Genomic DNA, 20,356 nt, shown 5'->3' with positions numbered 1-20,356 from the left:
ATAATTATTCCAGTACCTGAGGAAAATTTGATTGCTAAAATGCCACAGCCATCCTGTGTATTAGCATCAGCAACCATTTGATAGGACAAAAGTAGAATCCAATGCCAATGAAACTGGACGCAATTGATTGCCGAATACTGCGCGCCCTGCAACGAGACGGGCGCTTACAGAATCTCGAACTGGCCAAACAGGTCGGGCTCTCTCCCTCGCCTTGCCTAAGGCGGGTTCGGTTGCTGGAAGAGGCAGGTGTGATTGAACGCTACGTGGCGCTGGTCAATCCGGTGGCGGTGGATGTGGCCGTCACCCTGTTTGTACGGGTGTGGCTGACCGGACAGGACGAAGTCACGGTGGATCGGTTCATTAATGCCGTGCGAGAACTCCCTGAAGTGCTGGAGTGTCACCTGATGGCAGGCGATTGCGATTTTTTGCTGCGGGTAGTGGCTTCGGATCTGGAGGCTTATCGGCAATTCCAGATTAAACATCTGGCACGGATCAAGGGCGTACAAAACTTGAAGACTGAAATCCCCATGCAGAAAATCAAGTTAACCACCGAGTTACCGATTTAGCGCACAGGGGAAAGGGAGCTCAGTCGTGATCTTTAAACAGATGCCCTTAAATCCGTCTTAACTCTCACCACTTGTCTATGCGCTACCCACCCAGTCTCAGCCAACGGCGAGATGAACTAGGCTTCCTGCACCATCCCTCAAGGACGACCGCCATGCCTGATAACTCAGACTGCAAGATCGCCACGGCGGACGCTCTGACATTGCCCCTGCACAACCAGCACGCCCTAGGTGCAGCGATAGAAGAAATAACCAAGTGGCTCTCAGAAAATGGGGTGGAAAGTGTCGCCGCTCATGCAATGTCGGCCATGGAAACGCTGGACACAAATGCTTAAGAAGCCGTGTGCGAGAGTGTGTGCAATAGCCTTCTCCTCGCAAATGGTCGCCAGCCGAGCCACTTGCATTCCTTCATGAAAAAAACACGTCGCCATTTTCGACATAGCGAGGCCAGGGGGTGCTCGTTAACCTGCGCTCTCCAACAAAGGAGATCGTCGCTTGAACCAGAAGAACCCTCAGCAACAAAATCAACGCTCTGACGCGCTGAATACCAATCGCGGCACCACGGGCTCGAACAAGACAAATGCCCACGTAAATGGGAATCGCGGCAAGCAATTGAACCCGAACCAGAAGTAAATTCTCAACGGGCAAGGACGCCCACACAAGGACGAAAAAATGGACAGACTTTACACCTCACCAACGCTAGGCGATGTGGTGAAATATCTGGTTGACGCTTCTGGAATCATGCCTAGAAAAGCTCGCGATCGCTCGGACGAGACCGAGTTTGACGAAGTCATGGCCAAAACCTACCAGAAGCGTATGGAGCGACTAGCCAAAGAAGACTGCGACCTGCAGCGAACAATGGATGAAACTCTGCAGCTCCACGCCGATACCCTCTCCCGTTATATCCGCTGCCCTTTCCGTGCTACGCAGATGAGCGAGCTGCTTAATGATCTTTATGAGTCGTACACCACGATGATCAAGACGCAAGGCACGTTCATGACAAAGGCCAATACCGTGCGTTATTTTTTGACTACCCACGGGATCGACGTGGCAGTGCGATCCCTTGCTAGGGAGTGGATAAGGTTTCAAGGATATATCTACGCATCAGCACAGCCACCAGAACCGTTTTGGTTCTTGCCGACAGCGACTGATGAAGGTCTGGTGACGCCACTCGATAAGGTGCTTGCCTGGGCCTATGCATCGTGCGGAAAGAGTCTGGCGACATTTCATTACCCTGTTGGGGTGGATGATCCGGCCCATAAGCTCAAGCGCAATAAAAAAGCTGCCCGAAGCTGGACGAGCGCGAAGCGACCGCCGTCTTTACCCGTACTGGTCAGAAACTTTGATGAGTCCTTCGACGCTCAGGCTGCCGAGGGCAAACCTGTAGACCCAGAGCTTCAAAAAGCGATCATGACGTGCGCAACCATCGCCCGAATGACCACATGTGTTGCGTTAGACATTCGAGACGCTTTTGGGCACGAGTACCTGCGAGAGGTTATCGGCCAGATTCAGCTTTACGCAGGCTGGATTAGCACTGAGATCGACGAGTATATGGTCAATCTGACAGAGGAAGTCTTGAAGCAAGATCCGGATAGCAAGCCCCAGACCAGGGTGGATCTAGGCATCAAGATGGCTCCTGATTTTTTGGCGTTTTTCGAGTCCAAACGAACCATGGCCAAGGAATTACAGCGGCCCCACATGGATGAAAAAGGAGGTGTGCCAGCACCAGTCATCGTGTGGACGGAGGCTAAATATGGAGCCTACGCCGCAAGACTTCATCTAGACATAATTTCACGCTGGCAGCTGGGCAAACCTGCCAATTTGGACACCTATATAGAAAACGCTCTCGCGATCAAAGAAATCCACAGGCTACCTTGAACGATGTAAATCGATTCTGCGACAGAGCGGATTCTGCTGAAGTGGCCGAGCGCTTGCCTTGGATTGCCCATTGGCTGCGCGGGGTCGCGTGCTATCGGACTGGTGATTACGAAGCTGCCTCCACACATTATATTCGTGCTTTCGAGCACGCCAAATACAGTGCCGGTGAGATGCAATACCTTCTGGTGAATCAGTACTTAGAAGTGATGGCCAAGAACAAACGGTGGCTGCCATTCAAGCAAGGCGCTCAATGGGCATGCTTCTTAGGAATCTCGATTCGATACATAAGAGACAAAGAGCCCACAGAAGAAAATATGCGAAACGCCTTCGGCATTCTGGGCCTCACCCAGATGCAATATACGAGCTTGTGAATTCGCACGCCCTGAGCTCGAAAAAACGTGTCAGCCCTTTGGTTGGCACACACCGCTCGATGACGGACAATGGCCGTATTGCTGCCGGCAAGGCATGTGAAGACTTGGGGTCGAGCCGGGCTTAAGCCCGAAGGAGCGATAGCCAAAGTAGCTTTAGCTGCGCAGCCCAACAAGTCGACTATCGAATCTCACACAAGAACACCCTTCTCCAGTCGACCGATAAGATCGAAAGCGGCTCTCGTTTCCACCCTCGTCCTCAACATGTCCAGTGGGCGCTTTGAACCGAGCCCTCGAGCCGGCGAGCTCATCCATTCCGCTGCTGCTACAACATCGTTTTCGAACAGGGAAAGGGCTTCCTCAAAGACAGCGATCAATGCGACCAAGCGGTCGCTTTCAACGGTGCTGAAGCGTCCTGTGTTTGCCCTACGCGCCAATGATGCTGGGGATACGCCGATGGCCTGAGAAATGACCTTTCGCTCGACCTGCAGAATGCTCGCTATCAGATTGAGATACTCGAAAGGAAGGCCTCGGTGTATGAGGTCATGAAGGATTGTGCCTCGCGAAGGCAGCCCTAAGGTTGACCAAATGCTTCCGGGAGTTGGTGGGCCCGGCAGGTACTCTTTGATCGATGACAGCATCAGTACCTCCATCAGAAAACCTAAAGCTTAGCCGGGCCCTGCTGCCCCGAAGCATCGACTATAGGAAAAATGGCTCAACACGGCACCTGCTGATATACCGTCGTTCCTGCGATGAGAAGCACGGTGCACTGTCATAAATTGTCTCAGCTTAAGCCCGCCCCGTTCTTGAAATCGTCTTGTTTTGCCGGTACTTCTAAGTCACCAATGTCATGCACGGAAAGCAACCATGCACGCAAGATTCAGAGTGATTGAAACCACCACACTGGACGACGGCAGTAAGCGATACAGGGTCGTTGATCTTGTAGAGGGAGGGTCAGCCAGCAAGCATGGCGTGTTCAAAGTCAGGACGGAGGCAGAAGCTGTTTGTTCGCTCTTGAATGTCGAGCATCCGCGACAAAGTGGTGTGGGTCGTACGTCCATGAGCATCTGATCAACTCGTCTCGAAACGCCAAGCGCATGATGCCTTCTTGAGAGTGAAAAATGCCCTATAGCGCAGTCATGGATTCTCGATCCGAAAGTACGTTTTGAAGGCGCTCCAGGCTCAGTCGCTGACACTCAGCTTCAGCTTCCTCTCGGGCCTGGTAAGTAGTCGTCAGACGTAGCTTCGCTTCGTTGTCATAGATGTTGAATCCTATGGGTGCAGTCTTGCAGTAGAAGCGCACTCCGTTACGCATTGATCCCGTTTCTGTTGGTATTGCAGGAACAACATCGAATCTCGACATCATCTCCACGCCCTCTCCAAGCACCTCCTCACTATTAGCGGCTATAAGCCACCACAGCAAGTCTTCGTCATCGATTTCCGATGAGGGACACGGCCGGCCAATAGCGCTGGATAAAGTCGTTTAAGGGTTCGAGAATTGTGCTTCTAAAATTCACCCACTGCTACGCTAACCTCTTCCATGGAGGAATCGCGATGCCAAATTCAGACCTGCTCCCTTCCCTGCTTTTCAAGATAAACAAAAATCAACATGCCCTCGAAGCAGCCATCATGGAGTTGACGCTGTGGGTCGAGCAGCGTGGATCAGGTGACGTTGCCCAGAATGTTCGGAGTGCACTGGAAGCTATCAATAGGAACGAAGAGTTCATCAATATGACGTTGGCTGTGTTGATGGCGCCGGAGTGATCCACTTCAGCCGTCGAAGTGGTCTGTTGAGTAATCGCTCACTGAGCAGAAATTTTCTATGAGCCGGAAACTTCAACCACGAGCAAACTCTTCGATCAAAACCGAATGAGCCCGGCGCTACCCCTTTTTGACAAAGAGGCAGCGCAACGCATGGCTACGTATTTTACTTTCTACTCGTCAGCCCCGAGTCGCCTCCAGCGGCCTGTTTCAAACCGTCAACACGCAGACTCTTCACGTCGCTCGCGGTTACCGCGGTACCCTGGTTACCCCAGCTCGTTCTGATGAAAGTAACCACCGCAGCAATTTGCTGGTCTGATAATCGCCACGCAAAATCAGGCATGGTAAAGGTTGATGGTGCAGCATGAGTTGCTGGCAATGACCCTCCCTTCAGTACAATGTTGATTAGAGAGGTGGCGTCCTCAGTCTGCAACACTGGATTACCGGCCAACGCAGGAAAAACGCGAGCGTATCCATGGCCATCGGTTCTATGACAGGCCGCACAATTGTCTATGTACACCGAAGCGCCGAGTTTGCTGTCGTCTCCTCGCCATAGAGCATCCGCCACCTGTTTGTCATATTGATGTGGTTTGTCGTTTGGATCGTTGGGCGGCAGGCTTTTCAGGTAACGAGCGATCGCACGCAAATCAGCATCCGTCATGTATTGCATGCTGTGCTCGACCACATCACTCATACCACCAAAGACAGCGCCTCTGTCACTGCGGCCGGTTCTGAGAAATAGCACCAGATCATCTTCGCTCCAGCTCCCTAGGCCATCCTTGTGATCACCACGAAGGTTCTTTGCGATCCAACCTTCCAATGGGGCACTGCCGGACAAAAATAACGGGCTATCACCGGCGCTCAAGGCCTTTTCCTGCATCGTGATTGCACGCGGTGTATGGCAGGCACCGCAATGGCCCAGGCCTTCGACGATATAAGCACCACGACTGACCACTGGATCTACACCTACTGGATCCTGATAGGTTTCAACTTTTGGTGCGAACAGTCCCCGCCAAATCGAAAGTGGCCAACGCATACTCAGAGGCCATGGAATATCGGTCTCTTTGTTTGGCTGCTCAACAGGTTCCACGCCCTTCATGAAGTACGCGTAGAGAGCTTGCATGTCGGCTGAACTAACACGTGCGTAGGAAGGAAATGGCATGGCGGGATACAAGCTACTGCCACTCTTTCCAATCCCATGACGCACAGCCCTGTCAAAGTCATCAAAGCTGTAGCTGCCAATTCCGCTGGCGTCAGGGGTGATGTTGGTCGAGTACACAGTGCCAATTGGGGTCTCCATTCCAAGCCCTCCGGCAAATGGTTTTCCACCCTTGGCGGTATGACAGGCAACGCAGTCACCTGCACGAGCCAGGTATTCTCCCTGTTTGATTTCAGCTTCGGTGGAGTCTGCAGCCCATGCCGGGAGGTTCGCGCAGAGCATCAACGCCGCGACAAATACTTTTTTCATCACGTGTCGCTCCTTATGCCTGAACCAGCGGGCCGGGGTTTTTCAAGTACTGTTCGCGAATCGCCCGTGCAGACCAGTACGTCAGGGCTGCGACAAGACCCGTGGGGTTGTAACCCAGGCCTTGAGGAAAGGCTGAAGCGCCAGGGACAAACACGTTGTGCACGTCCCAGCACTGAAGATAGCGGTTGATTGCACTGGTCTTGGGGTCGGTACCCATGATTGCGCCGCCGTTGAGGTGCGTCGTCTGATAGGACGCCGTATTGAAATGATCGCCCACTTTCTTGCCGAGCAAAGCAATGGTTTTAGGATTCATGGCCTGGGCAATCTTGCTCATTTTTTCGACCATGAAACGATTCATCTTGATATCGTTTTCCTGCCAGTCGAACGTCATGCGCAAGAGTGGTAGCCCATAGGCATCGCGGTAAACCGGATCCAGATCAAGGTAGTTACCGCGATAGGATTGATGCGCACCATGAGCGTCCATCGATACTTGATGGGTGTAGTAATCTGCGGTCGCTTTCTTCCAGCGGCTACCCCAGGCCGGAGTGCCTGGTGGGTTCGATGTACCTGCGATTGGCCGACTCCCCGCCTGGTTTACCCACATCGGCGATCCGCCGACAAAACCGTGTGGGCCGTGATCGAAGTTGTCAGCATTGAAGTCATCCACCGCAACCCCGTTGCCACCCGCACCGATAAAGTTGTTGGTGTGGGTATCCTTGTCGAAAAAGGCCTTGATGGTGGCCATGTTCTGATAAGCAAAGTTCTTACCCACTACCCCCTCCCCGGTCTTCGGGTCATAGGGTTTGCCAATTCCGGATAACAACATCAGACGCACATTGTTGAATTGAAAAGCCCCAAGGATCACCAGGTCAGCCGGTTGCTCCACCTCTCGGCCTTGAGCATCGATGTAGGAGACGCCAGTGGCCTTGCTCTTGCTGCTATCGAGATTGACGCGCAGCACATGCGCGTTAGTGCGTAATTCAAAGTTCGGCACCTGGCGTAGAGCTGGCAGGATATTTACGTTGGGAGAGGCCTTCGAGTACATGTAGCACACGTAACCACTGCAGAAGCCGCAGAAATTACAAGGCCCCATCTGTGCGCCATAGGGATTGGTGTAGGGCCCCGACGTGTTGGCAGAAGGCAGGTTGTAGGGCTTATAGCCAACACTGAGTGCGGCCTTCTGGAACAGCTGCGCCGAGTAGGTGTTCTTCTGCGACGCCAAAGGGAACTCATTGGAACGATCAGGCGCGTAGGGATTACCGCCCTTCCCTGCACCCACCAATTGGCCTTTCACTGTCCAGGCCTGGCCAGATGTGCCGAAGACCTTTTCGGCGAAATCGAAAAACGGCTCCAGTTCTTCGTAGCTGACGCCAAAGTCCTGGATGGTCATATCCTTCGGAATGAAGCTCTTTCCATAACGTTCCTCGTAGTGACTGCGCATCCTTAACTCAATTGGGTCGACGCGGAAATGAACGCCAGACCAATGCAGGCCCGCACCACCAACGCCTTTACCTGGCAGAAACGCGCCAAGCTGCCGATTCGGCAGCGCTACGTCATTGACGCTATGACGAATAGTGACAGTTTCCTTGGAGATGTCCTGGAACAGCTTTTTGCGGACGCTGTAGGTCAGCTCATCAATCACTTGCGGATAGTTTCCATCCGGATAGGTGTCCTGCATGGGGCCGCGCTCCAACGCAACCACCTGAAGTCCCGCCTCGGTCAATTCTTTGGCCATGATTGCCCCAGCCCAGCCGAAACCGACGATGACCGCATCAACCTTTTTCAATACCGTCGCCATCTTCAAGCCCTCTCCCCACGAATAGAAACTGCTGGGAAGGGGTACTGCTCGTTACGCTCAACCCAATCCATAAAATCGGCGCGAGCCCCAGGAAAACCTATCTGAGTCCAGCCGACCATCCCTTTGTTACCGCCATGAATTGGATCGCAGAAGAACCCTTCTCGGGTGTTCTGCACCAACAGGCTGAAGAATGCTTTAACCGGAAAATCATCGAAAACTACCTCTCCGGACTCCATTTTATGAAGAATTTTGTCTCGGGTAGCGCTGTCTTGCGCAGCCAAAACTTTTCCGTATGTCTTTTTGCACCATGCGTCCGTTGCCGCGATGCCCAATCGGTAGAGTTGCTGCGGCGTCAATTGCAGTTGATAACCCAGTTCAGCGGGAGCATCAGTCACAAATGGGCCCTGCATAAACCAGAGCGCCCCGATTGCGTAGGGAGTGTTCATCTGCCGATCAATAAACTCGGCCGCTCCTGCCTCAAGTGCACCAGGGCCAAGGTCATCGGCAGGAATAAGGCGCGATACCACCGCCTGGACGAACGCCCACTCCTCCTTAGTGAAAAAGCTGGGCTGGTAATCGCTCACGGGAGGTGCTTTCGGCGCTTTTGCGGTCGGCGCGCTCTCAGTGGCCGCAAGTGCGTTCATTCCGATACCGGTACTTGCCACCGTCACTACGGGAATCAGGGTTAGAGTTTTGCGCAGAAAGTCCCTGCGCGGGTTGTCTTGATCATGCTCAGACATAGCAAATCCTCATCAACAATACGGTTGGGGCGACGCATCAATTTTGTTGGTGTTTGGCAATACGTGCAGACTCAGCAAAGTCATCACAGTCCAAAAGGCAATTGTTCAGACCCAGTTCAACCCACTGCACTAGCTGGAAAAAGCGGGGGAATATATCGACCACTGACAAAAAATGAAACCGGTTTCAGAGCTGCTTCACAGCTTAGCATCGAGCAATCAGTTGCTCGCCAACAGATTGCTGAAGTCAATTCGACCCCACGTTTCCCACAAGTGAGAAACCTTTGCTGACCTGAACTGCAGAGTTTATCCACGCATAGAGACTGTGGGTCGACACGCCAAGACGTGCCGCTACATCAGCGACAGGCCGCTTCTTTTCGGTCACTTGATTGACCGCTTGGATTTGAATTCTTCGGCGTAACGCGGGTTGTTCATGGCACCTCCTGATTGACCTCTTTTTTGGCATGGAGGTGTCTACGAACCCCAGCGCGATTCAAAGATCAGTTCATATCAATGCCAGAGGGCAAAGCAGCAGATATTTTTGCAGCCACCCCCTGGACTGTCACTCCAGTAGATGAACAAGATTACTTCGACGACGCTACCGCATCGGAACCAATACCGCCGACCCGAAATCTAGTTTCAATGGAAGCTAGGCGATTTTCACCTACCAGATCCGAGCCATCAGATGCCAAGGCACCCGCGCCTACACGATCCGCACCGTCACTGGCCACTTGACCTGCACCGACGTGATCAGCGCCGTCAGCCGCCAAGCGGCCCGCACCCACTCGATCCGCACCGTCGCTGGCCACTTGACCTGCACCGACGTGATCAGCGCCGTCTGCTGCCAAGCGGCCTGCCCCCACCCGATCCGCACCGTCTGCTGCCAAACGGCCCGCACCCACTCGATCCGCACCGTCACTGGCCACATAACCTCCACCGACGTGATCAGCACCGTCAGCCGCAACCTCGGTAGTGGCGGTTTGACTATCTACAGCCGACACATTGCTTGTTGATGCCTCTCGATCTACTACACGTAACGATGAGTGCCCCCCTAATACATATATTCCAATTGCAGTTAAAGCGAGTATAGGAACAATTTTGATGTTCATGATTATCCTCCACCACGTCTATTCATTTAATTTCATTGCACTTAGTTTAGATTCAAAAAAAGCATAAGCCGAATACGTGATTGTTAGACATTTTGCTTCATCCACTACAGGGTGTTCGTCCGTTTAAAAAAACTACAAAGCTACAGCCAGACTCTTACTTCACGATACCGAAGGGGTCTGGCACTACGTGTTGGTTTGCGTTGTTCCAGAAGTTCTGCAGCACAAAACCATACTCGGGCAGGTTTTGCAGGAACGGCGCCAGCATGTCATTCGCAGTCGGACGCTTCCAATCGGCCTGCAGTTCGCAAGCAAGAGCGAACGTGGTAACAAGCTCAGCACCGGCACTAGCCATCCGCGACATGGCGGCTTGTGCCTCATAGGCACTCCATGCGCCACACGCGTCGACCACCGGAAATACCTTATAGCCGTCCTGGAGCATCGACAGCGTCGGGAAAGTGCAGCAGGTGCCGATGGTTACACCGGAGATGATTATGTGATGTCTATTCGTAGTGCTAACCAAAGCCTCGAGGGCTTGACGAAAGGTCGGGTCTTCGTAGCAGTTGATAATGCCCGTGCGCCGGTAGATCGGTTCACCCGCAAAGATTTCCTTGATCTCGGGCAGCGTGTCGCCGTTCTGCCATTGGGCGTTGGATGACGAGATAAGGACGGGGATTTTCAGAGCCTTTGCAGTGCGTGCCAGTCCTACAACATTGCTCTTGTACTCAGCCAGTGAACTGAAGTCACGTACGCCAGCCATAAGACCAATCTGATGGTCAATGAACAGCATGATCGAGTTCTCGGGCGTCGGTTTATCATAAATCACACGGCCAGCGCGCACTGCCTCATCGGCAGCTACTTTTGGGGGGATGATCTCATCTGAAACTGGACTCACGACATCGACTGGGTGTGTTGACATAACTCGATCTCCTAGCTGGTTCTGGAGGCAAAGCAGATCTGTTGACACTTTTATCGTCGAGCTTGCACGCAAGCTTATGGGCAGAGCATAGTGAAGAGGTTCCGACCACGGAAGGTGGTTACCGTGAGGAAAGTGGATGAGTGAAGATAAATGAAATCAGAAGATTCACTACCTATGCCACCCTTTGCACCAAGTTCGCGGTGCCCGCTAGAGCAATACCTCGCCGTTATCTCGGGCGCATGGACACCTCGGATCATATGGTGTTTGCTTCAGGGCCGTACTTATCGCTTTGCGGACATTAAGCGCGCCGTTGACGGCATATCTCCAAAAGTCTTGACCAAGAAATTGCGTGATCTGGAGCGAGACCACTTCGTTCAGCGAACGGTGGTGAGCGCATCCAAAACTCCACATGTGGAATACGTGTTGACTGACCGCGGCAGAGCTCTCGAGCCTGTATTCCGAGCAATGGAGGTTGCAGCAATGCAACTTTTTGGGGAGCCCTCGGCAGCAGTTGCACTTAGCACTCGGTGAAGGTGTTCGTCTGCTGATTGGTTTGAGAGTAACCGTCCGGGCAACACACCTTCCTGATGCCATCGCTTAAGGCGATGGTGTCCACCTAAATTTAAGTGGACACCATTTTTAGCCTTTAAAGCGGACGCCCATGCCACAAGAACGCCGTTCCTATTCCAAGTCCTTCAAGGCCCAGGTCATTGCCGAGTGCGCCCAGCCTGACACCTCGATTGCCAATGTCGCCTTGACCCACAACCTCAATGCTAACCTCGTCCATAAATGGATTCGGGTGCATGCGCAGAAAACTCTGACGCTGCAAACAGCCTTCATCCCGGTCAAGGCATCGCCACCGATAGCGACGCACCAACCTCTTCCCGCTACGATCCGAATCGAAGTGCCTCATTCAAAAGGCGCAGTCGTGGTGAGTTGGCCGTCAGAAAATGCAGCGGCGTGTTCCGCTTTCTTACGAGACCTGCTGCGATGATCCGCATCGACTCGATCTGGCTCGCCACCGACCCCATGGACATGCGGGCCGGCACTGAAACCGCGCTCGCGCGAGTTATCGCGGTGTTTGGTGCGGCGAAGCCGCACTGTGCCTATCTGTTCGCCAACCGTCGCGCCAATCGCATGAAAGTGCTGGTGCATGACGGTGTGGGGATTTGGCTTGCAGCCCGGCGTTTGAATCAAGGACGCTTCTTCTGGCCAGGTGTACGGCATGGCTCCGAAGTTGAGTTGGATGCCGAGCAACTTCAGGCCCTGGTACTCGGTTTACCTTGGCAGCGCGTCGGTGCAGGCGGAATTATCTCGATGCTTTAACCACCGACATGGCGCGCTTGCCAGCGCAATTGGCCCATCAGTCTGTCGCCGCCATGAGCCCTCTCTGGCAAAATCGGCAGCATGACTTCGCATCCGAATCTCGATCAATTAAACCCTGAAGAACTGCGTGCCTTGGCGGCGCAGTTGATCCAGCGTGTCGAGACGATGGACAAGCAAATCCCCCATCACAAGTCGGTCAACGAGAAACTGGCCCACGAGATCGCGCTGCTTAAGCGCTTCAAGTTTGCCAAGCGCAGCGAGCAGCTAAGTCCGGATCAAGCCAGCTTGCTCGACGACTTGATCGACACCGATATCGCCGCCATCGAAGCTGAGCTTGAAGCGCTGCAACCGACATCAGTCGAAGCCAAAGTGCGCCAGCAACCCAAGCGCGCACCGCTACCATCGCAGTTTCCCCGCACGCTGATCCATCACTAGCCGGATAACAGCCACTGCCAATGCGGCTGCGCCCTCAAGCGCATCGGCGAAGATGCCAGCGAAAAGCTCGACTACACGCCCGGCGTGTTCACCGTCGAACGCCATATCCGTGGGAAATGGGCCTGCGAGCAATGCGAAACACTGATCCAGGCACCAGTACCGGCGCACGTCATCGACAAAGGCATCCCGACAGCGGGCTTGCTGGCCCACGTCATGGTGGCCAAGTTTGCCGACCATCTGCCGCTATATCGGCAGGAGAAAATATTTGGCCGCGCCGGGCTGCCCATCGCCCGTTCAACCTTGGCGCAATGGGTGGGCAACTGCGGCGTGCAACTCCAACCGCTAGTCGATGCACTGCGCGAAGCCGTGCTGACGAAACGCCGGTACAAATGCTCACGCCTGGCGCAAAGAAAACTCATCGTGCTTACGTCTGGGCCTATGCCACCAGCCAGTTCGCCGATCTGGCGGCGGTCGTTTACGACTTCAGCCCGAGCCGCGCTGGCGAACATGCCCGAGCCTTCCTGGGCCACTGGAATGGCAAGCTGGTCTGCGACGACTTCGCGGGCTACAAGGCAGGCTTTGAACTGGGCGTCACGGAGATCGGCTGCATGGCCCATGCCCGCCGAAAATTCTTCGACTTACACGCAACCAACAAAAGCCAGATTGCCGAAAAAGCGCTGCACTACATCGCGGCCTTGTACGAAGTTGAACGAGAAGTCCGCGAGCTGGGGCCGGATGTCCGGCAACAAATACGACAGGAAAAAGCAGCGCCGATCATCGACGTACTTCATACCTGGATGATCGCCCAGAGGCAGCTTGTGCCTGAGGGATCGGCCATCGCCAAGGCGTTGGATTACAGCCTCAAACGCTGGATAGCGCTGACGCGCTATCTCGATGACGGTGCTGTGCCCATTGATAACAACTGGTGTGAGAATCAAATCCGACCGTGGGCTCTTGGGCGCTCGAACTGGCTGTGTGTGTCACGAAGGAGGCGTCATGACGACGACATGAAAATGGCGGCATGACACTCCATGCTCCAAAGTGGATGGAGGTTGGCCCTCCGGTCAGGGCGTGCAGGCGTACTGATCAAACGACCTGATGCTGCGAGCATGTTCAGCATGTTGGTGGTGAGCGATTCGGGAAAAGGCAGAGAAACTACTGTCACGTAAGGCTCAGGTAGTTGAACGCAAGTGAACTGACTGATGAAGCGACGAAATCTCCACTGGTGTCAAAACGGGCTTGTATAGCCGGGCCCCGAGAAGTGCAGAGGATACCTGTCTACCGACTGCACGGCACCCGTTGTTAAGGCAGCAAGAACCTGAGCCAGGCCATTTTGGGGAACGTGAGAACCTATCCTCGGTACGTATCGTGGGGATAGGGACGGACTCACCCGTAGTAGTGACGAAAGACCTGTAATGGGGCTGGAGCGAAGGGGTGGGGATCACTTTCGTTGTGCGGGACACAACTCGAACGAGGATGACGTTTTAGTGCAGCGAAAAGCATTCGAAATACCGAAATCGCTGGTGTGGATGGCGTATCAGGATGTATGCCGCAACCGTGGCGCGCCGGGCTGTGATGGTCAGACGTTCACGGACTTTGATCGGCAACGCGATCATAGCCTCTACCGCATCTGGAACCGGTTGTGCGCAGGGTCGTATTTCCCGCCACCTGTACGGGAAAAGCGCATTCCAAAGGACAACGGCAAGGAGCGCATCCTTGGCATCCCAACGGTCTCCGATCGAGTAGCCCAAGGCGCAGTGAAAAGATATGTGGAGGCTGTGATCGATCCGATTTTCCATCCTGACTCGTATGGGTACAGGCCCGGAAGATCGGCCCACGACGCTTTGCGTCAATGTTCCATTCGGTGCCGTCGTAAGAACTGGGTACTGGAAGTGGATATCAGCGCGTTCTTCGACCACGTTGGGCACGACCTGATCATCAAGGCCCTGGAACATCACCAGATGCCGAAATGGGTGATCTTGTACTGCCGACGCTGGCTGCAAGCGCCGATGCAGAGTGAGGCGGGGTTGCTCCAGGAGCGGGGACGAGGGACACCTCAAGGGGGTGTGATCTCGCCCTTGTTAGCCAATTTATTCCTGCACTATGCCTTTGATCGTTGGATGGACAGGACGCATCGCGGCGTGCCGTTTGAACGGTATGCCGACGATATTGTTATCCACTGCACAAGGATGAGCGAGGCTGTTCGAATCAGGGAGAGCCTGACGCGACGGATGAGTGAAGTGGGCCTGACCATCAACGAAGAAAAGTCGAAGATTGTCTACATCGACACATTCGAGCGGCACAATGTCGCGACGAGCTTCACCTTTCTCGGATATGACTTCAAGGTGCGAACCCTGAGGAACTCAAAGGGCGAACTCTTTCGTAAGTGCATGCAGGGAGCGTCGATGAAGGCGATGCGCAGGATGGTGGACACGATCAAACACTGGCGCATCCATCGATCCACGACGGATGACCTGAGGGATTTTTCTCGCAGGTACAATGCTGTGATTCGAGGATGGATCGAATACTACGGTAAATTCTGGTACAGAAACTTCAGCTTTCGATTGTGGAGCGCGTTGCAATCGCGCCTGCTCAAATGGATGAAGAGCAAGTACCGAATCTCTATACGTCAAGCGGAGCATCGGCTGCGTCTTGTTCGAAGAGAGAATCCGGAGCTGTTCGCGCATTGGTATTTACTACGTGCATCGAATGTGTGATCAAGAGCCGTATGACGGGAGACTGTCACGTACGGTTCTGTGAGCAGCCGAGGGGTGAAATTCCCTTCGGCTGACTCGACTCGCGGGCTCGTTACGCAGCGGCAAACGTGCGGCGGCGATCATGAGCTTGATCCAGTCGGCGCGGCTGAATGGGCATGATCCATACGCCTATTTAAAGGATGTTCTCAAGCGGCTGCCGACGCAGCGAGCAAGCGAGATCGGACAACTGCTGCCGCATCAGTGGACGGGTTCCTAGCTTAGGCATGGTGCCTTCGGCAGACGCTTTTGCGTGTATCAACTCTCACTCAGGCTAATAGGCCCGCAACCAGTCGACCGAACGCAGCGGGATGTTGCAACATCATTAGGTGTCCAACGTCTGGCATGATGGTGAGACTCGTCGCTCCCTTATTTGCCCAGTCAGGAACATCCCAACCTCCGACTGAGTGCTCACCCGCCAACAAATGCACCGGTACCGAAGCGAACACGCTCCTTAAGATTGTTTGATAGTCAGGGCGCCCTGTGACCGCCACTACCGATTGGGCCATAGCTTGCAAGGTTGAAGCAGGTTGGTGGGCAAGCCAGGTCTTCGCGGTTTCTGTTTGGCCAGCGGGCTCCAGTATTCCGGATCGCTCCAGCCAGGCCTCGGGATCGGCCCGGAATCCCTCCAGCATGGTTTCTGCTTGCTCTACTGACATGTTCGCGACGGACGATGACCAGAAGGCATCCTTCAGGGTGAAGTTACCTTCAACACTGACAAGGCTCTTCACGCGCTCTGGGTAGCGGTGGGCAAATGCATAGGCCACCACTCCACCGACCGAATGCCCAACAAGATTCACTGCACATTCATTGAACTCGGCTTCGACCACCTCGCGTATTCGTTCGACCTGTCCCTGAATATTGATATTCCCTACAGGCGTACCTTGATGGTTTCCATAGCCGTAAAGATCAGGTGCAAGGAAGGGTCGATCACCGAGCTGTCTATGAATCTCAGGATCATTCAACGTACCGATAAGGCCGTTGATGAATACAACAGGGGCGTTGGATGCGTTATTCATTTGGCTTTCCTTGCGAACAATGAAGTGAGTTCTTTTCTTTAGCGTCGTGAACGGTTGAGCGAACATCTGGGACGGGGCTCACAGACATTGCGACGAGATCTTCCAGCAACGCTCTCCCCTGAAGCCAATCACCAAGTCCGCTGGCCGAATTAATGTGCCCTTGGGGCCCGATGTTCACCAGGCGGCTGCCCCAGGCTTCTGCACATCGTTGGCTATAATCCATATCTGCATATGGGTCGTTGCAGCTTGCGACAACGGTACTTGGAAATGCAAAACGCTTCAGGCCAAGTGGACTAAATCCTAGCGCCTCGTTCGGAAAAGTGGAGCGGTCGGGGTCTGGTACGGCAACCAGCAAAGCGGCCCTAACCAATGTGCGACTACATTGCGCCCAGTGGGCGACTTGCAGGCAGCCAAGGCTGTGGGCTACCAACACGATGTCGGGCCCCGCTCGGCTAATAGCGGCCTCCAGATTCTCGACCCACTTTGTGCAAACTGGTCGATTCCAGTCTTGCCCCCCAATGCTCTCCATGGAAGCGTCGGTGTGTGCCCATATCGTCTGCCAGTGACCTGGGCCGGAATTGCCAATGCCCGGGAGGAGCAATATCGAAGGTGTCATTTCTTGTTTCTCAGAAGGGGTGTCCGCAGAATGTAGCGAATGACACATCGACCTTGGATGGCAAATCATCCGAAAGAAGCGTCGTCAACCGATGATTCATCGGATTACTCAGTAGAGGAAAAGCATGGGGCTGGACAGCAAAGATTGGCAGATTCTGGAGGCACTGCAAAAGAATGCACGGCAAAGCCTGGCATCCTTGGGCAAGCGCATTGGGCTTTCCCAACCGGCTATGAGCGAGCGAGTTCAGAAACTCGAAGCTGCGGGTGTCATAGAGGGTTACAGCGCGCGGGTAAGTTTGCGTGAGGTAGGGTTGGGGTTGCAGGCGATTCTACGCATTCGCACAACTCACCAGCACATCAAGCGCTATCTGGAGTTGTTTAACAACATACCTGAGGTGCTAGAAGCTGACAGGATTACGGGAGAAGACTGCTTCATAGTCCGTTGCGCGTTTTCTCAGCCTGCTGATTTGGAGACTATAGTCGATGCGCTGGCTGTCCATGGTTCGGTCACGACATCGTTGGTTCTGTCCAATGCCGTGCGCAAACAGGTACCTGTACGTCCGAGAAGTGACCCAGACAATTAACTGCTCGCAAGACGTGATTGCCGGACGCTTACGTTTGAGAGGCCGATGAGCGTGATGCGCGCAATGGACATCGATGGATCACTTACAGCCATCCCCTCCTCAGCCTCATCTCAACGCCTGGAAAAAGAGCCCAAGCCCGTGGCATTCGATGCGCTCGATAAAGATGAAGGATCGACTTTGATCGGATGTTTCAGCTTTCGCGCACCTGCAAACGCAGAGCCTTGGAGGTCAGTTTGACTGATGGTATGAGGAGTGAGCTCGTTAGAGTGTCGCTCCTCCGAATCCAAAAACGCTTACCTTTGAACGGTTTCGGTTAAGAACTTCGTTGGCGCATGGAAATCCTGACTAGGAGCTATCGCGTCCGCTTAAAAATACGCGGACACCATCACCCTTAATGCTGGAGTTCGGAAGGTGACTTCCACCCAGACGCTTACACTTGGTCTGCCAGGACTTCCCCTGGTGGAGTCGTGCCCGATTTTCTAGACCTATTGCTATGCTGACCTCCTCCATGGAGGAATCGCGATGACAAATTCAGACCTTCTCCCTTCCCTGCTTTTCAAGATCAACCAAAATCAAGTCGCCCTTGAGACCGCCATCATTGAGCTCACGCTTTGGGTCGAGCAGCGTGGATCAGGTGACGTTGCCAAGAACGTACGGGGCGCTCTGCAGCGCCATCAGTAGGAACGAAGAGTTCATCAATATGACGCTTGCTATGCTTATGGCGCCGGAGTAAACAAGCTCGACTTTGGCTACCTAAAAGCCTCCTTCGCGTTACGCCAGGTACGTCGACAATCCGAGCTGGTTTTAGGGTTGCTTCAAAGTAAAAAATCTAGCCGCGACATACGTCGCAAAGAAGCGAGTTCTTCTGTCCTGAGTGTGAGTCTGTCCGCCCTCCTCCGGCATATTGTTCTTCTTAAATCTCCTGAAGGCAGTAGACAGAAACAAAAGCAATGGCAAAGCAACGAGTCGATAGCCCAAAAACCTGTAGCCATCTCGAAAGCGAGCAGGCATCGGGATGCCTTGCTTTTGTTTGGTATCAAATAATAGAGCTCCGTTTCCTTTTTTCTGTTTCAAGGGGGGCGGAAAAATATTTTTTGGAGTGCCGTTCGAGCTCTACTGTTTTGGCCCTTTTTTCAGCACACGCCCCAGAAACCCACCTCGCCCATGAACGCTACAGAGGGCAGTTTGGCGGAGCGATGCTAAGAACGAGTAAAGGCCCCCAATTAGAAGGAATGATGCTTCCTGTCCTTCATTGCCTGAGCTCCTGCCGATTACTGACTCACCCAAGGCATGTACCCAATTTGACACTTTCACCATGTTGGAAGAAATTGATCATGTGCCCCGCTCGACCTGCAGCCCGGGTGAATCCACTTGCAGCCCAGATTCCCGACATGTCGATTTCATTTTTACTACACAGCCATTTGCTCAGTCGAATACTGGCTGGTGGTTTTTCGATAGGACTTAGAAATTGCTCACTCGCCCCGACAAAGACGCGCTTCGTGCGATGCTCGAAGCTCAAATTCAAGAAAAGCTACAGCACGACCCTGATGCGGTAACTACTTATGCAGCGCAGCGTGACCCTGAGCGAAAGCCCTACATCAGCAAGCCAACGGCTCAGGACAAGGCGTTTCATAAAGAGCTTGAGCAGATGCGTGCAGACGCTGAAGCGGGAGTGATACACAAACCTAAGGAGGATCAGGTGGACGATGGTAAACCTAGCCTGGCGCTCGATGATTACCCGGGTTTGAAAGAGGCCGGTTCTGCATCAAATCAGTGGTGACGTTTTCGCGCGTGCCCTGTGGTAATCGATACCAACGGGACGCACTAAGGCCCGTTAGTAGCATCCGAACAGCTCGACAATATGACGCTCGCGGAGCTAATAACCCGGAGTGAACATGACTAAACTTCGCCTTCGGCTATGCCGCCTCCCGTCCCTGTTCTGAAACCATCAAATGCGCGCAACCATCAGCATTGATGACGCTATCTACAAAAACGCATTGGAGATGGCCGACGTCGGAGCGAGCGAAGAAGACATTTCCCATGAAAGCTTTGAAGGTTTTTATCCGGGTTCAGGCAGGCAAACGACTAGCTGATCTTGGGGCAGAAACTCCGCTAGCTCAGGAGATTTTCCGAGACGGAGCGAACCAGATTCGTTATTGCACCCTGTCGTTTTTTGAGTCCATTACGATAGGAGTTGGTAGGTAGCGATTCTTGTCATGGATTTCCAAACGCGGCCCAAGCGTCATAGGGTGACTATGATGCAAGACATTTGGGGCGCGAAGTGGGATTTGCTGCGCGCCCTTTCCCACTACACGTGCTGCTATCTGCCATCAATCGAATACTTGCCAGGGCCAGTAATGCCCAGCAGCAGCAAGCCGCCCATGATGCTGAGGTTCTTTAAATATTGGGTCATGTTTGCCGCGCGCTCTGGGTCAACCATAGTCCAAAAGTGATGCCCGATCAAAGCGGTACCGAGTACGAACAAGGCGTAGAGAAATGCGAGTGGGCGGGTGTAGAAACCCACAACGATCGCTATAGCGACAAAGAACTCCATTACGACCGCAACCCCTGCAGCGACCATGGGCATGGGCGCACTGAGTGAGCTTATGTAAGCAACGGTACCGCCAAAGTTGGTCATCTTGCCCCAGCCGGAAATAATGAAAAGGATCATTAGAAGGATGCGGGCGAGCAGGATGATCTCGTTTCTCTGATTCTCAAACAGGTTGTATCTCATGGTGTTCCGCCTGTGGACGCGAGAGAGGATACGCAAGTAAGTCTGGTATTGAAGCCTTGCGCGCATTTTTAACACTAGCAGCTGATTGGCAGCCTGCTCTGGGACGGGGGGCAATAAAAGCGGCTCTGTCTGCCAACAGGCAGCATAAGGAGCTGCTAGTGTTAAATCCGCACTCCGTCAAAGTCTCTGCAGTCGTGTGGGTGTGGGCCGTAGTTTTGTTCGTGACCAAGCGCTACACCTGCCGCTGTTGTTCGTTGGCAGTGGTGTAACCCAAGATCTTCCTAATCCATCG

General features: G+C 53.7%; 23 protein-coding genes and 4 pseudogenes. 17 read left to right on the top strand and 10 right to left on the bottom strand.

What is annotated here, in order from left to right:
- Positions 1-101: 101 nt before the first annotated feature.
- From PMI30_RS07150 to PMI30_RS31785, 5 genes are all read left to right on the top strand, one after another.
- Positions 102-566, top strand: a complete 465-nt coding sequence (locus tag PMI30_RS07150; RefSeq protein ID WP_032835915.1) for an Lrp/AsnC family transcriptional regulator — start codon at positions 102-104, stop codon at positions 564-566.
- Between the two features lie 152 nt (positions 567-718).
- Positions 719-898 (top strand): hypothetical protein, encoded by a 180-nt coding sequence (locus PMI30_RS07155; RefSeq protein WP_008012740.1) that lies wholly within the window; start codon positions 719-721, stop codon positions 896-898.
- A 160-nt stretch (positions 899-1,058) separates the two neighbouring features.
- On the top strand, positions 1,059-1,196 hold the full coding sequence (locus tag PMI30_RS31550; RefSeq protein ID WP_085985220.1) for a hypothetical protein: 138 nt from the start codon (positions 1,059-1,061) through the stop codon (positions 1,194-1,196).
- Positions 1,197-1,235: 39 nt separating this feature from the next.
- Positions 1,236-2,441 (top strand): hypothetical protein, encoded by a 1,206-nt coding sequence (locus PMI30_RS0129815; RefSeq protein WP_008012738.1) that lies wholly within the window; start codon positions 1,236-1,238, stop codon positions 2,439-2,441.
- On the top strand, positions 2,438-2,812 hold the full coding sequence (locus tag PMI30_RS31785; RefSeq protein WP_238542015.1) for a hypothetical protein: 375 nt from the start codon (positions 2,438-2,440) through the stop codon (positions 2,810-2,812). Before PMI30_RS0129815 ends, PMI30_RS31785 begins: the two co-directional genes overlap by 4 nt.
- Before the next feature lie 188 nt (positions 2,813-3,000).
- Here the strand turns inward: PMI30_RS31785 and PMI30_RS0129810 are convergent, their stop codons facing one another.
- Positions 3,001-3,450, bottom strand: a complete 450-nt coding sequence (locus tag PMI30_RS0129810) for an antitoxin Xre-like helix-turn-helix domain-containing protein (RefSeq protein ID WP_032835913.1) — start codon at positions 3,448-3,450, stop codon at positions 3,001-3,003.
- A gap of 913 nt (positions 3,451-4,363) precedes the next feature.
- Here PMI30_RS0129810 and PMI30_RS07160 point away from each other — a divergent pair.
- Positions 4,364-4,573, top strand: a complete 210-nt coding sequence (locus PMI30_RS07160) for a hypothetical protein (protein ID WP_008012733.1) — start codon at positions 4,364-4,366, stop codon at positions 4,571-4,573.
- Between the two features lie 163 nt (positions 4,574-4,736).
- Here the strand turns inward: PMI30_RS07160 and PMI30_RS07165 are convergent, their stop codons facing one another.
- The 6 genes and pseudogenes from PMI30_RS07165 to PMI30_RS07180 form a co-directional block, all read right to left on the bottom strand.
- Positions 4,737-6,038 carry a c-type cytochrome gene (locus PMI30_RS07165; protein WP_008012731.1) on the bottom strand — a complete coding sequence of 434 codons (1,302 nt, stop codon included), beginning with the start codon at positions 6,036-6,038 and terminating at the stop codon, positions 4,737-4,739.
- Positions 6,039-6,051: 13 nt separating this feature from the next.
- Positions 6,052-7,836 (bottom strand): GMC family oxidoreductase, encoded by a 1,785-nt coding sequence (locus PMI30_RS07170; RefSeq protein ID WP_008012729.1) that lies wholly within the window; start codon positions 7,834-7,836, stop codon positions 6,052-6,054.
- 2 nt (positions 7,837-7,838) lie between these two features.
- Positions 7,839-8,576, bottom strand: a complete 738-nt coding sequence (locus tag PMI30_RS07175) for a gluconate 2-dehydrogenase subunit 3 family protein (RefSeq protein ID WP_008012726.1) — start codon at positions 8,574-8,576, stop codon at positions 7,839-7,841.
- A gap of 304 nt (positions 8,577-8,880) precedes the next feature.
- Positions 8,881-9,008 (bottom strand): annotated as a pseudogene (locus PMI30_RS30795) (transposase); the annotation flags it as partial.
- A gap of 149 nt (positions 9,009-9,157) precedes the next feature.
- Positions 9,158-9,574, bottom strand: coding sequence for a hypothetical protein (locus tag PMI30_RS31980; protein ID WP_443216311.1), 417 nt, complete (start codon positions 9,572-9,574; stop codon positions 9,158-9,160).
- A 262-nt stretch (positions 9,575-9,836) separates the two neighbouring features.
- Positions 9,837-10,598, bottom strand: coding sequence for an isochorismatase family protein (locus PMI30_RS07180; RefSeq protein ID WP_008012721.1), 762 nt, complete (start codon positions 10,596-10,598; stop codon positions 9,837-9,839).
- A 150-nt stretch (positions 10,599-10,748) separates the two neighbouring features.
- Here PMI30_RS07180 and PMI30_RS32195 point away from each other — a divergent pair, with 150 nt between their 5' ends.
- The 7 genes and pseudogenes from PMI30_RS32195 to PMI30_RS30775 form a co-directional block, all read left to right on the top strand.
- On the top strand, positions 10,749-11,129 hold the full coding sequence (locus PMI30_RS32195; protein WP_202949727.1) for a winged helix-turn-helix transcriptional regulator: 381 nt from the start codon (positions 10,749-10,751) through the stop codon (positions 11,127-11,129).
- Between the two features lie 130 nt (positions 11,130-11,259).
- Entirely contained in the window at positions 11,260-11,592 is a 333-nt protein-coding gene (gene tnpA, locus PMI30_RS07185) for an IS66-like element accessory protein TnpA (RefSeq protein WP_008012719.1), read from the top strand.
- Positions 11,589-11,924, top strand: a complete 336-nt coding sequence (gene tnpB / locus PMI30_RS31780) for an IS66 family insertion sequence element accessory protein TnpB (RefSeq protein ID WP_008012717.1) — start codon at positions 11,589-11,591, stop codon at positions 11,922-11,924. The genes tnpA and tnpB overlap by 4 nt, the downstream gene beginning before the upstream one ends.
- Positions 11,925-12,005: 81 nt before the next feature.
- Positions 12,006-12,359: a transposase gene (locus PMI30_RS31775; RefSeq protein ID WP_008012715.1), complete on the top strand. Its 354-nt coding sequence runs from the start codon at positions 12,006-12,008 to the stop codon at positions 12,357-12,359.
- A gap of 42 nt (positions 12,360-12,401) precedes the next feature.
- A pseudogene (tnpC, locus tag PMI30_RS0129795) lies at positions 12,402-13,384 on the top strand (IS66 family transposase).
- Positions 13,385-13,846: 462 nt separating this feature from the next.
- Positions 13,847-15,076: a group II intron reverse transcriptase/maturase gene (gene ltrA / locus PMI30_RS07195; protein WP_008012711.1), complete on the top strand. Its 1,230-nt coding sequence runs from the start codon at positions 13,847-13,849 to the stop codon at positions 15,074-15,076.
- An 82-nt stretch (positions 15,077-15,158) separates the two neighbouring features.
- Positions 15,159-15,332 (top strand): annotated as a pseudogene (locus PMI30_RS30775) (transposase domain-containing protein); the annotation flags it as partial.
- A 49-nt stretch (positions 15,333-15,381) separates the two neighbouring features.
- Here the strand turns inward: PMI30_RS30775 and PMI30_RS07200 are convergent.
- Together PMI30_RS07200 and PMI30_RS30770 are read right to left on the bottom strand one after the other, a co-directional pair.
- Positions 15,382-16,131, bottom strand: a complete 750-nt coding sequence (locus tag PMI30_RS07200) for an alpha/beta fold hydrolase (protein ID WP_008012709.1) — start codon at positions 16,129-16,131, stop codon at positions 15,382-15,384.
- Positions 16,124-16,747, bottom strand: a complete 624-nt coding sequence (locus PMI30_RS30770; RefSeq protein ID WP_008012707.1) for an RBBP9/YdeN family alpha/beta hydrolase — start codon at positions 16,745-16,747, stop codon at positions 16,124-16,126. The genes PMI30_RS07200 and PMI30_RS30770 overlap by 8 nt, the downstream gene beginning before the upstream one ends.
- 124 nt (positions 16,748-16,871) lie before the next feature.
- On the opposite strand from PMI30_RS30770, the gene PMI30_RS07205 reads away from it, so the two are divergent.
- The 4 genes and pseudogenes from PMI30_RS07205 to PMI30_RS30765 all read left to right on the top strand — a co-directional run bounded on the left by PMI30_RS07205 (position 16,872) and on the right by PMI30_RS30765 (position 19,423).
- Positions 16,872-17,330 carry an Lrp/AsnC family transcriptional regulator gene (locus PMI30_RS07205; RefSeq protein ID WP_008012704.1) on the top strand — a complete coding sequence of 153 codons (459 nt, stop codon included), beginning with the start codon at positions 16,872-16,874 and terminating at the stop codon, positions 17,328-17,330.
- Positions 17,331-17,852: 522 nt separating this feature from the next.
- A pseudogene (locus PMI30_RS31770) lies at positions 17,853-18,063 on the top strand (hypothetical protein).
- A gap of 735 nt (positions 18,064-18,798) precedes the next feature.
- Positions 18,799-19,110: a hypothetical protein gene (locus tag PMI30_RS07210; protein WP_032835907.1), complete on the top strand. Its 312-nt coding sequence runs from the start codon at positions 18,799-18,801 to the stop codon at positions 19,108-19,110.
- Positions 19,111-19,282: 172 nt separating this feature from the next.
- Complete coding sequence (locus PMI30_RS30765; protein WP_202949726.1) at positions 19,283-19,423, top strand: hypothetical protein; 141 nt, start codon at positions 19,283-19,285, stop codon at positions 19,421-19,423.
- Between the two features lie 227 nt (positions 19,424-19,650).
- Here the strand turns inward: PMI30_RS30765 and PMI30_RS07215 are convergent, their stop codons facing one another.
- Entirely contained in the window at positions 19,651-20,064 is a 414-nt protein-coding gene (locus PMI30_RS07215) for a DoxX family protein (protein WP_008012699.1), read from the bottom strand.
- Between the last annotated feature and the right edge of the window lie 292 nt (positions 20,065-20,356).

The organism is Pseudomonas sp. GM50, from assembly GCF_000282375.1.
Lineage (GTDB): Bacteria > Pseudomonadota > Gammaproteobacteria > Pseudomonadales > Pseudomonadaceae > Aquipseudomonas.
The sequence above is the reverse complement of the archived record's forward strand: the minus strand, read 5'-3'. Positions and strand labels throughout refer to the sequence as shown.